At 36.4% G+C, this 12,505-nt stretch carries 8 protein-coding genes; 1 reads left to right on the top strand and 7 read right to left on the bottom strand.

Annotation, left to right across the window (positions count from 1 at the left end):
• Positions 1-9: 9 nt before the first annotated feature.
• The 3 genes from ACT9TX_RS10255 to ACT9TX_RS10245 form a co-directional block, all read right to left on the bottom strand.
• Positions 10-405, bottom strand: a complete 396-nt coding sequence (locus ACT9TX_RS10255) for a hypothetical protein (RefSeq protein WP_481338194.1) — start codon at positions 403-405, stop codon at positions 10-12.
• A gap of 687 nt (positions 406-1,092) precedes the next feature.
• Positions 1,093-2,880 (bottom strand): amino acid permease, encoded by a 1,788-nt coding sequence (locus ACT9TX_RS10250; RefSeq protein WP_481338193.1) that lies wholly within the window; start codon positions 2,878-2,880, stop codon positions 1,093-1,095.
• A gap of 109 nt (positions 2,881-2,989) precedes the next feature.
• Positions 2,990-3,955: a polyprenyl synthetase family protein gene (locus tag ACT9TX_RS10245; protein WP_481338192.1), complete on the bottom strand. Its 966-nt coding sequence runs from the start codon at positions 3,953-3,955 to the stop codon at positions 2,990-2,992.
• Positions 3,956-4,300: 345 nt separating this feature from the next.
• On the opposite strand from ACT9TX_RS10245, the gene ACT9TX_RS10240 reads away from it, so the two are divergent.
• Positions 4,301-4,780, top strand: a complete 480-nt coding sequence (locus ACT9TX_RS10240) for a hypothetical protein (protein WP_481338191.1) — start codon at positions 4,301-4,303, stop codon at positions 4,778-4,780.
• 75 nt (positions 4,781-4,855) lie between these two features.
• On the opposite strand, the gene ACT9TX_RS10235 is transcribed toward ACT9TX_RS10240, so the two are convergent.
• The 4 genes from ACT9TX_RS10235 to ACT9TX_RS10220 all read right to left on the bottom strand — a co-directional run.
• Positions 4,856-7,648, bottom strand: a complete 2,793-nt coding sequence (locus tag ACT9TX_RS10235) for a T9SS type A sorting domain-containing protein (RefSeq protein WP_481338190.1) — start codon at positions 7,646-7,648, stop codon at positions 4,856-4,858.
• 98 nt (positions 7,649-7,746) lie between these two features.
• On the bottom strand, positions 7,747-11,811 hold the full coding sequence (locus ACT9TX_RS10230; RefSeq protein ID WP_481338189.1) for a leucine-rich repeat domain-containing protein: 4,065 nt from the start codon (positions 11,809-11,811) through the stop codon (positions 7,747-7,749).
• A gap of 212 nt (positions 11,812-12,023) precedes the next feature.
• Entirely contained in the window at positions 12,024-12,224 is a 201-nt protein-coding gene (locus tag ACT9TX_RS10225) for a response regulator transcription factor (protein ID WP_481338188.1), read from the bottom strand.
• A gap of 68 nt (positions 12,225-12,292) precedes the next feature.
• Positions 12,293-12,505, bottom strand: a 213-nt coding sequence (locus tag ACT9TX_RS10220) for a hypothetical protein (RefSeq protein WP_481338187.1), incomplete at its 5' end; no start/stop codon positions are given.

Raw genomic sequence — 12,505 nt, 5'->3', positions numbered from 1 at the left:
GATTAAGGATTAAGGGCAATTATTAATTTGGGTAAATAGTACAAGACCATTGTTGTCAATACCCACAGTCACTTGGCAAGCTAGGTTATTTGCACTTAAGTTATATGCTATTAAATTGGGTGAAAGTGTTTCACCTGGTGTACCCAGTAAACTTATTACCTCTGTTTTGGTAGTAAAGTCAGTAACTGGTGTTCCTGTGCAAGTTGCTTTACTAGCTTTTGTAATAATTAATGCTTGCAAAGCTTTAAACTCTGTCAGCCTATTTTGACCAGAAAGATTTTTAAAAGCATTACTCTGCGCAGTAATAGCAGGAGTAATAGTAATTGAATTACCACTTTGGCTGTAACAATTAACTGATAGCAAAGCCAAAGTGATAAAGGCTAGCAGTTTGATTTGATTCTTCATTTGTTTGATTTAAAAAAGTTTAAAAAGAAAATTATATTTAGTTCTTAAAATACTTTGTTGATTATAGGTACATAAAAATTAAAGCCATATGAGTGCCATTTCGTTAGCTATTGGTTTACCTTTGATGATAGATGTAAATACTGACGTTAATCTGTAAATGAACAGACCATTATTCAAAGTGGTGTTACACAACTTTGAATATCGAGCACATATAAAGTGCATTAATGGTTTACTCGCACCCTCGGGTACAAGCAATAAAAAAGATTGCTTCATAATATCTGCTTTTTGGTAGGATTTCGGATTTGTAAGTGTTGGTTTTTAGACACAAAGGGTCATAAACAATTACAAAAATGTGGATAATTATCTAAATCTCAAAATTTTTCCACGGATAAAACCACATAAATGAGAATCCTTTCGCTAAAGATAGGCTTCAAAAAGTATCTAATTAATTGACAATCAAACTATTGAGCCGAAAAAAAATTGTTTAAACTATTTTTAAAACCCACTAAAATAATATCAACAAAATGATGTTTTAGTTCATGAAACAGTAAAATTAATCCATGAAAGTTGCATTTAAGCACAGCAATAATTTGTGAACTATAAATAATGTTGCTTTAATTATCAACAAAAATGCCCTTAGCTATACAACTAAAGGCATCTTCAATATCTCAAAAAAATCTTAATCGGTTAATTAAGTGTACTGTGCTTTCTACTGTAAAAAAAGTAAATAACTAAACCTATCAACAACCAGCTTGCAAACCAAGCCCAATTCAAAGCCGTCATACCTGTTAATAAATACAAACAAGTAATTAAACCTAACAATGGAATAAGCGAATATTTTTTTACAAATGCTAAAACAGATAATAGCAAGGCAACTATCCAAAAAATAATAGTAGAAATGTTGAGTGTAACTTTTGCCAATTCAGCATCATGTAGTGCTTTGTTTACAACTTCAACTGTAGGATTTACTATACCTTTTATAATACTATCAGTCTCAGTTGTGGTTAAACTAAATTGAAATAGATGCTCATAGTAGCCATTTACAAATACACATAACGCAATTAAAATACCTACAATAATCACAGGAAAAATAAACTGACTATTAATGAAAGGAATATGAAACTTGCCTGCTTGTTTTTCTCTTTTAGGAATTAATAAGACACCACCACATACTAATACAAACGCAAACAGTGTTGCTATACTTGTAAAATCTAGTACAAAGGTTTTATCGGTAAATATAATAGGAATACCTACTACCATACCAGTAACAATGGTAGAAAAAGAGGGCGTTTTGAATTTAGGATGAATGGTTTGAAAAATAGGTGGCAGCAAACCATCACGGCTCATGCTCATCCAAATGCGTGGCTGCCCCATTTGAAACACAAGCAACACACTTGTCATGGCAACAACCGCACAAATAGCCACTAAGAATTGCATCCAACCTACATTCAAGTTTTGTGGTTCAAAAATAAAAGCTAGTGGATCACCTACCCCTTCAAAGTTTCTATAGTTAACCGCGCCTGTTAATACCAAAGTAAGTAATACATATATAATAGTACAAACCACTAACGATAATATCATGCCTTTTGGCAAATCTCTTTGTGGATTTTTACTTTCTTCTGCCAATACACTTACCGCATCAAACCCTATATAAGCGAAAAATACACCACTTACGGCCGCCATCACACCGCTAAAGCCATTTGGCATAAACGAATGAACACCAGCATCGTTTACAGGCGTCCAATTTGGCGTAAGCCCATGTGCAAATACAAAATAGCCCCCTACAAAAATTACTAGTAACACCACTAGCAGTTTTAATACTACCATAATGTTACTAAAATTGCGGCTCTCCTTTACCCCACGATATACCAAATAGGTAATTAGAATATTAATAACAAAAGCAGGTAAATCAACAATCAATCTTAAGCTACCTATCATAGGTGCTTTATTCCATGCTGCCAGTACATCCGCATTTGTGCTACCATCTGCAATGGCATGTTTTGCCTCCATGTAGCTAGTACTTAAATATTCAGGTATATGAATATTACATCTATGCATTAAAGAGGTAAAATAATCGCTCCAACTGTATGATACATAAATATTACCGATGCAATATTCCATTATCAAGGCCCAACCAATTATCCATGCAAACAATTCACCAAAACTTGCATAAGCATAGGTGTAAGCACTACCAGCAACAGGTATTCTACTGGCAAATTCACTATAACAAAAAGCAGTAAATGCGCAAGCAACCGCTGTTATCAAAAACAAAATCACCACACCTGGCCCACCACTAAAAACAGCACCGCCAAGGCTACTAAAACTACCTGCACCTAAAATAGCCGCAATACCAAAAAAAGTAAGGTCTCTAACGGTTAATACACGCTTTAAGCCCGAGCCATGACCTTCTTCATTGCTAGCTGCATCAGCTAAAATTTTATCAATATTCTTAGTGCGAAATAATGAGTTAGACATGTTTTGGTTTTGTATGGTTCGTAGCTTGCTTTTGTGCTTGTAAAATGATGTTCCCCTAGTCGCTAAAATAAACTTTTAAACTTTAAATCCTGAATTTCAGAACTTTTTATTAGTGCTGTCGCTGAATTAAAAACGCAGCCAATTCTTTTAATGGCGCTTTTCTAGTGCTTGTTACAGCAATATCTTCTAGGTGTTGTAAGGCTGTTTGTAAGTATTTTTCTTTCAGTTCATTTGCCCAAATATCTATGTTGCAAGCTTTAAATATCGCCAACATTTTTGGCACTTTATCGGCAGGATTTTCAACCATTAACCTCTCTATTTCTACTTTTTGTGCAGCATTAGCCACTTCTAAAGCATGCAGTAGCAAGAAGGTTTTTTTATTCTGCTTAATATCGCCACCTACATCTTTACCAAATTTTTCAGGATCACCAAAAGCATCTAAATAATCATCTTGTATCTGAAACGCAATACCAAGGTTCAATCCAAACTCATAAATATGCCTACAATTACCTTCACTTGCACCACCTAAAATCGCCCCCATTTCAAGGCTAGCAGCTAGTAATACCGATGTTTTTAGCGAAATCATGTGCAAGTACTCATTCAATTGCACATCGTTACGCTCTTCAAAATCCATATCCAATTGCTGCCCCTCACACACTTCTCTTGCCGTTTTGTTAAACAAGTACATAATACGTTGTAGATACAGCGTGTTTATTTTGTTCAAATAATCATAAGCTCTTATCATCATCACATCACCACACAACAAAGCCACACTGTCGCCATACTTTTTGTGTACTGTTTCCATGCCTCTACGCAATGGCGCCGCATCCATAATATCATCGTGCACCAACGTAAAATTGTGAAACAACTCAATAGCCGTAGCTAATTCATACGCATCGGGCAAAATTTCGTCAAATAATTCATTGCCCATTAAACACATCACAGGGCGAATTCTTTTACCACCCAATTGCAAAAAATAATTACCCGGCTCGTACAATGTTGCAGGGCTTGCAGGAAAATGCGCCACTTCAAATCTTGCCGCAAAATCCTTTACTAATTCATTAAAACTGTGCATGATACAAACCTAATAGAAAATCCAATTACATCGTGTAAATACTAAACGCTTCTTACATTTTTTTGAAGCGCAGCTGCAACAAAAAACCGGTCAGCTGTCCCGCTATTCGCTATTAGTCCTCACTGCGCTGCGGGCTAGCCGCTTCTATCGGGGCTATTGTTATCAGCATTTGTACCCATCTCAACTTTTATCTCACGCACATTACAGAAATTCCACTGAAAAAATCATAGTACACACTAAAAACAAAAATCTGCGCAATTCTGCGATATCTGCGAGAAAAAATAAACCTGCGAGAAAGAAAATTGGCACGGTTTTCTAATGCTATCAACAAAATAAATCATCGTTATGAAAAAGATTTTTTTATTAGGCATCTTATCGCTTGCCTTATCACAAATTACCAAAGCGCAAAGCATGGGCAGCAATTACAAAACTGCCATTGGTGTAAAATTTTATCCAACAGCACTATCGGTAAAGCACTTTACATCTGCTAACACAGCCCTTGAAGGGTTAGGCTATTTTTACAATGATGGCTTTAGAGTTACAGGCTTATACGAAATGCATTATGACATTGCAGGTGCAGAAGGATTAAAATGGTACATAGGGCCAGGTGCACACATTGGCGTTTGGAACGATGATTGGAAGAAAAAATACCCAGAACGTAACAACAGTGTAGCCATTGGTGTTGATGGTGTTTTGGGTTTAGATTATAAAATTAAAAATGCACCATTAAACATCAGTTTCGACTGGCAACCATCCCTTAATCTTATTGGTTACACTTATTTTGAAGCAGGTTGGGGCGGTTTAGCTATTAGATATACTTTCTAAGAAATCATCACAATTATTATAATAAAAAATCCCACCAAAATTTGGCGGGATTTTTTGTTAAATAGCTTATTACTGCTACTCTTTTATAAACTGCTTTTGTTGCACACTACCACTACCCTTTACAAGCAATACATAACTACCTTTTGCCAAAGCACTTGTATTGAAAGATAATGACACATTACCCACACTTACAGCATTTACCGATTGTTGCAATAGTCTACCCTGCAAATCAGTTACTTGAATGGTAATGTTTTCTGCTTTTGTAGATACAAACTGCACAAACAAATTATCTTTTACAGGGTTAGGATACACCACTAGCGATTTACGATTATCGTTTAACGTTACAGCCACCACCTTACTATATGTAAAGCTGCCATCTTTATCTACCATTTGTAAGCGATAGTAAATAACTGCTGCATTTGGCAATTTATTATCTAAATAACTATAAACACCATCACCTTTTGCTGCAACTTTACCAATATCAGTATAGTTGCTACCATTGGTGCTGCGTTGTACAGTAAAATGGCTCAGATTTAACTCGTTGCTGGTTTGCCAATTTAAAATAGCATTGTTATTTTGTAATTGTACTGTAAAGCCTAATAAGTTTAGCGGCAATACCGTAACTAAACTAATACAGCCATAAATATTACTATTGGTGGTTGTACCATTACCCAATTGACCATCACTATTTTTTCCAGTGAAACAAACTGTACGCCTATCTGACTTGATGATAGCACTATGATAATCAATACCACCTTGGTCTAGGGCAACAATATTTGCTTGAGAAACTATTTGGAAGGGGCTGCTCTTATTCGTTACATTACCATCACCTAACTGTCCATATACATTTTGCCCCCAAGCCCATAAACTGCCATCTGTTTTTAAAGCATATGAGTGGTCTGAACCTGCTGATACAGTCATCCATTTGTTATCGGTACCAATTTGTGTTGGGTTGGGTTTATATAAAGTAGTACCATCACCCAATTGCCCAAAGCTATTCTCACCCCAAGCCCACAAAGTGCCATCACTTTTAAGGGCAACAGTATTGAAATAACCCGCAGCCATACTTACCCATTTGTTATCAGTACCTATTTGTACTGGGTTACGTTTATTAGTACCATCGCCAAAAGTACCATCGCCTAATTGACCAAAATTATTAAGACCCCAAGCCCATAGTGTACCATCACTTTTTAGCGCAATTGTGTGTACAGCACCCGCAGAAACGCTTACCCACTTATTGTCGGTACCTATTCTTCGTGGTACAACTCTAGTAATAGATGTACCATCACCTAATTGTCCAAGGCCATTATCACCCCAACCCCATAAGGTGCCATCGCTTTTTATGGCCATAGTATGTGCACCCGATGTTGAAACGCTTATCCAATTGTTGTCAGTACCAATTTGTACAGGGCTGCTTTTATTGATAGTAGTGTTATCGCCTATTTGTCCAATGTCATTTCGCCCCCAAGCCCATAGTGTGCCATCTGCTTTAATGCCTACTGAATAATCTGGACTTGCTACTGCACTTACCCAAGTATTACCTGTACCTATTTGTTTAGGTGCAGTTTTATTAATTGTTGTACCATCACCTAATTCACCATATTGGTTTCTTCCCCAAGCCCACAATGTACCATCTGTTTTTACAACAAGGGTATGATAAAAGCTATTACTTACGCTTAGTACACGGCTATCAGTAACGCTAATTTGTATTGGGCTTATCTTATTAACTGTCGTACCATCACCCAATTGACCATTATAATTTTCACCCCAAGCCCATAGCGTACCATCGCTTTTTTGTGCTACAGAGTATTCTCCACCACTAACAAAATGTATCCATTTCGTATCAATGCCAATTTGTATTGGGCTTGTTTTGTCAGTCGTTGTTCCATCGCCTAATGCACCTTTCCTATTTAAACCCCATGCCCATAAGCTGCCATCACTTTTTAAAGCGAGTGAGTGGTATAACCCAGCAGAAATACTAACCCATCTGTTATCAGTACCTACCTGGGTAGGACTTGTTTTATTTACATTACTATCATCACCCAACTGTCCCACATTATTATAGCCCCAAGCCCATAGTGTACCATCACTTTTTAAAGCAAGTGAGAAATGAACTCCAGCTGATATATTTATCCATTTATTTTCAATGCCTATTTGTGATATTATTATTTTATTTGTAAAGGTACCATCACCTAATGCCCCTTGGGCATTATATCCACATGCCCATAGTGTGCCATCGCTTTTTAAAGCTAGTGTGTGCATATTACCCGCTGAAATACTTAGCCACTTAGTATCAGTACCTATTTGAGTAGGACTAAGTTTATAAATATTGCTACCATCGCCCAAAACCCCAAAATCATTACTACCCCATGCCCATAGTGTACCGTCACTTTTTAAAGCAACAGTATGGGCATTACCAACAGATACGGATACCCATTTAGTATCTGCACCTATTTGGGTGGGGCTATTTTTGTTAACAGTAGTGCCATCCCCTAATTGCCCAGAATTATTACTACCCCATGCCCAAAGTGTTCCATCGCTTTTTATAGCAGCTGTATGAAACCCACCACCGCAAGAAACGTTTACCCATTTGTTATCTGTACCTATTTGTATAGGACTACTTTTATTAACGGTTGTGCCATCACCCAATTGCCCATTATCATTAAATCCCCAAGCCCATAAGGTACCATCCGCCCTTATCTCAAAAGAGTTAATATAGCCAATTGCTACCCGTTGAAAATTGTTACGATAAGCATTGCTGCTTTTGCGGTGCTTGGTACTTGTTTGGGCATGGGTACTTGTAGCCAACACAAGTATAGCCACTACAAAAAGTAAGGTAGGTTTAAACTTTGTAAACATAATTTTCATTTTTTCATTTTTAAAATAAAAAGCAAAGGCAGCATACTAATTAGCAAAACACTTGGTTTAAACACCATAACTACGCCGCCTTTACTGTATTGTATTGGTTACTGTTTTATAAATTGTTGTTGTTGCAACATCTCGCCTTTTACAAGTAATAGGTAACTACCCTTAGCTAAAGCCGCCGTGTTAATACTGGTATTGGTGCTACCAACTTGCAAAAACACTTGTTGTTGTTGTAATATCTTGCCTTGCATGTCTGTAATTTGTATCGTAGCTTTTTGTGCCTTGTAACTGGTTACTTGTACAAATAGATTATCTTTTACAGGGTTAGGGTACAAGTTTAAAGTTTGAAGTTTGGAGTTTAAATTAATTGCCACCACTTTACTAAAAGTATAACTACCATCCTTATCTACCATTTTAAGGCGATAGTAAACTGTTGTAGCAGTTGGTAATTGATTATCTGTATAGCTATAATTCCCCCCACCTTTTGCAACTACTTTGTCTATAGTAGTAAAGCTGCTAGCGTCGGTACTGCGTTGGATGGTAAAGTTTGATAAATTGATTTCATTGCTGGTTTGCCAATGAAGAATTACCCTATTATTGGATTGATGGGCATCCAAAGAGATTATTGTTACAGGCAGTATTGCGCCTGTGAACTTTTTTATGAAACTAGTAGTAACTGCTGCAAATGAATATGTTGCATATAAAATTGAATTATCTGCTGTAATTGCTAAATTCGGTCTACTCAAAGTAGATGATGAAGCAACGCCTGAAACATTATCCCCAATCTGACTCCAAATTCCATTTTCATATTTTCGTGCAACTATATAATTTAATGTGGGTGCATTAGGATTATTCGAAAAACGTTGATACACTACAATTGGAACATTCGTTTTTGATAATATTATTTGAGGATAATAGGCAGAATCTGTTGAGATATATGGCCCACCAACAGTTTGCCAATTAGTACCATTAAAGTTAAATACACCCACTTTCCATCTGTTACCACCTGAATTCAAACGTTCCCCACCGCAAACATAAGGTGTTCCGTCATTAGCAAATGCCATAGACACATAATTGCCACAAGTGCTAAATCCTGATACACCAACTGTAACCCAATTTATGCCATCAAATTTAAAAGAGGTTAAACCCTGAGCTGTTTGAGCAAAATCTCCAATTACTATATATGGAATATTTGTTGGAGAAAGTTTAAAATCAAACCAGTTAATACCTTTATCGTAAAAATTAGGCTTACCCACATAAACCCAGTTACTGCCATCAAAACGCATTACATTAGGTTGGGTTATAGAGCCAGTAAAAACACCAAAACCTAAATATGGTGTGCCATCGCTTGAAAACGATATCCTGTTTGCGTAAGATTGTGTATTATAAGGCATAGAATTTATGTTCCCCACAGTTTGCCAACTACCACTTACATACCTCATAACTGTAATTCTTGTAGATGTATCTATAAAGCCAGCAGCATATAAAATACCAGTAGGTGATATCCCAAAATCTGCATTACTAGGTAAACTGGCAGGGATGCCTATATTGTTCCAATTAGTACCATCAAAACTTTTTACAGTACCCTTATTTTGATTAAGCGTATCTACGTAGTAAACGTAAGGTGTATTATCTGCTGCCAACACAATTTTAGAAGCATTTGTTTTTGTAAATGGAATGGCTGAACCCACTGCGTTCCAAGTAGAAGTGTACCCGCTTACAGTAATAGGAATAGAATTGCTTGTAACATTCCCTTTGCAACCCGAATAAATAACAACTTGACAATTAACAACATCACCATTTTGTAATAAATTAGTTGAGAATGTATTGCTACTGGTACTCTCTTGGGCTGAACTTCCATTAATATTAAAAATATAAAGAGGTGCAACACCAGTATTGGTTGCTGTTGCTGTAAAATTAACAGTTGTACCATATGTTATATTAGTGCTGCTGGCACTTAAAAATATACTTGGCAATGCATTTACCATTATAGTTGTTGCTGCACTTGCAGCACTGGTGCAAGTGCCATTTGATGCAATTACCGTGTAGTTACCTGCTACTTTCGCAACATATGTTGCACCTGTTGCACCATTAATAGCTGTACCATTTAAATACCATTGATTTGTTGCATTACTGCTAGAAGTTAATATCGTACTATCGCCAGTACAGAAAGTTAATGGGCGATTATTAGTAATAGTTGGGACTGCTGGTGTTGGAAAGGGGTTAACAGTAATATAAATTCCTGTACTAAAACAGCCATTATTGCCTTTAACACTATAGGTGCCTGTTGCATTGGCTGTAAAATTAGTAGCCGTTGCCCCATTAAGCATTACCCCATTTAAGTACCACTGGTTACCACTTGCATTACTAGAGGTTAATGTTACAGTATTACCCAAACATATGCTAGTATTATTTGCCGTAGTAATAACGGCAGCAACAGCACTTGATATATTAATACTTTTTGATGTAGATGTTACATTACAGCCCGTACTATTGGTAACTTTTACTGAATAGTTGCCTGCAGCAGTAACCGCCAAAGTTGGTTGCGTGGCACCATTAATGGCAGATCCATTTAGTAACCACTGGTTGCCTGTTGTAGCAGATGAAGCAAGCGTAATGCTGCCCCCTGTACAAACAACTGAACCACTTGGTGTAATTATAGTAGGTACTTCTGGTTGAGATAGTGTTACAATTACAGGGGCTGAACTTATGCCACTACATGCACCGCTTACGATGCGGTAGGTATAAGAACCATCTTGCGTGGCTGCATAAGAAATATCTGTAGCGCCTGTTATTGCTGTTCCGTTTAAAAACCATTGTGCACCCGGTCCTGGAACATTGGCTGTTAACAACACACTACCCCCACTACAAATATTAGAAGACCCTGAAACTGTAATATTTGGTGTTGTACAACCTGATAATAGAAAAGCCGCTTTTATTTTTTTTGAAACCAGCCTTAACTCTGGTGCACTTGGGTGGGTTATTACAGCATAAAATTCATCGCCACTATTTACTAAGCCTGGGTAGTAATCACCGTGTGCTAGTAACCCTTTTACGGTTTCATACAGTTGATTATTTTTATACCAATCTACCCTGATATTATAATCTGCTGTATCGCCAAAGCCGCTATAGGCAACAAAAGGTTGTAACGAATAAGGTGCTACAATGCCTGTTCTAAAAATATCAAGGCTATCATACAGTGCTGTTTGATTTCCATACGATTTGCCGAAAATATTTGCCTTATTAGCGATATTCAAAAGCTCCCCGTCAAATACAAAAGAATTTTTAACTAAATAACATTCTGTTAAAGTTGGAATTTTAGAAATAGTATGTAATGGTATTGGGCTAGTAAGTTTATTATAATTTAAATATAACTTACTTAATACATTTAGGTTTCCTATTGAACTGGGGATGGATCCACTTAATTGATTTTCAGATAAAGCTAAATCTAATAATGTTGTTAAGTTTCCTATTGTAGTGGGGATTGTTCCACTTAATTGATTGTTATTTAAATACAAATAAGCTAATGATGTAAGGTTTCCTATCGAACTAGGGATGGATCCACTTAATTGATTGGAACTTAAATCCAAATAAGTTAATGCTGTTAAGTTTCCTATTAAACTTGGGATGGATCCACTTAATTGATTAGATGATAAAAATAATAGTTTCAATGAAGTTAGGTTTCCTATTGTAGTGGGGATGGTTTTACTTAATTGATTATTATTTAACCTCAAATCAGTTAATGCAGTAAGGTTTCCTATTGAACTAGGGATGGATTCACTTAATTGATTATTATGTAAATACAAATAATTTAATGCAGTTAGGTTTCCTATTGAGCTTGAGATGGATCCACTTAATTGATTGTCATATAAAGACAAATAAGTTAATGCAGTTAGATTTCCTATTGTAGTAGGTAACACACCAATCAAATTATTTTGTGGTAAATCTATTGTTCTAACTCTTCCTAAATTATTTCTATTAATACCATACCAACTACTCACTCGGCCATTTAACCACCCTGTTTTGTTTGTCCAATTAGCCCCACCTGTACTGTTGTACAAGTTTACCAAGGCTAATGAATCAGACACATTAGTGGGTACGTATGCTTGTGCATAAATGGTTTGTTGCAAAAAAAGTAAAGACAAAAAGAGAATAATTTTTTTCATACATTTTTATTTTGTTGCCTATTCTACAATCCCGTTTTCGACTTGACGGGTATTTATTTTTTCGTTAGGCTGATGAAGTAAGCATCTGCTAGGCTTTTGTACAGCTGTTCGGGTAGATCCTTCCTGCGTCAGGATGACATTCATTTACCCCACCACCGTAGCTTGTATTGGTTCGCTCCAAGGGCCAGTTTCGCCACGGGTGTTTATATTTATCAGTTCTTATTCTGTAAGTTTATATACCATACTATCGCTTCACTTCTATTTCGCACTTGTAGCTTTTTATAAATATTGGTTGTATGTTTTTTTACAGTATTTAAAGCCACATTCATTTCATCACTAATTTCTTTATTTAGCCTGCCCTTAACTACGCATATAAGTATTTCACGCTCTTTGGTTGTTAAAACTTCTATCATATTTAATTGCTTGAAATTGCTATTGATATCTGTTTGCTCAATACTTCTTTAGTAATAAATTATTGTAGCTACACCACCACACTTACCACATCGCTTTGTAGCCCAAATTGGTCATCGGTGGTATCTATATAGTAGGCGTAATATTCTCTTTTTTCAGGCTTACCTTCTGTGGCATTGGGGCGGTTATCATGGTAAGGGCTGTGAGTGTCTAGTGCCAAAAAGCTAAAGGCGGTTTCTTCGCCACGCTTGCTATAAATTTTTACGCCATTGCTTTTTTGCTT

This window comes from Parasediminibacterium sp. HNIBRBA5674, assembly GCF_056745525.1.
Note: the sequence above shows the minus strand (reverse complement) of the source record. Positions and strands in the feature narration are given on the sequence as shown.

Bases quoted from the DNA above. Each gene is read 5' to 3' on its own strand.
- ACT9TX_RS10255 (WP_481338194.1), bottom strand. From the start codon at position 405: ATGAAGAATCAAATCAAACTGCTAGCCTTTATCACTTTGGCTTTGCTA.
- ACT9TX_RS10250 (WP_481338193.1), bottom strand. From the start codon at position 2,880: ATGTCTAACTCATTATTTCGCACTAAGAATATTGATAAAATTTTAGCT.
- ACT9TX_RS10245 (WP_481338192.1), bottom strand. From the start codon at position 3,955: ATGCACAGTTTTAATGAATTAGTAAAGGATTTTGCGGCAAGATTTGAA.
- ACT9TX_RS10240 (WP_481338191.1), top strand. From the start codon at position 4,301: ATGAAAAAGATTTTTTTATTAGGCATCTTATCGCTTGCCTTATCACAA.
- ACT9TX_RS10235 (WP_481338190.1), bottom strand. From the start codon at position 7,648: ATGAAAATTATGTTTACAAAGTTTAAACCTACCTTACTTTTTGTAGTG.
- ACT9TX_RS10230 (WP_481338189.1), bottom strand. From the start codon at position 11,811: ATGAAAAAAATTATTCTCTTTTTGTCTTTACTTTTTTTGCAACAAACC.
- ACT9TX_RS10225 (WP_481338188.1), bottom strand. From the start codon at position 12,224: ATGATAGAAGTTTTAACAACCAAAGAGCGTGAAATACTTATATGCGTA.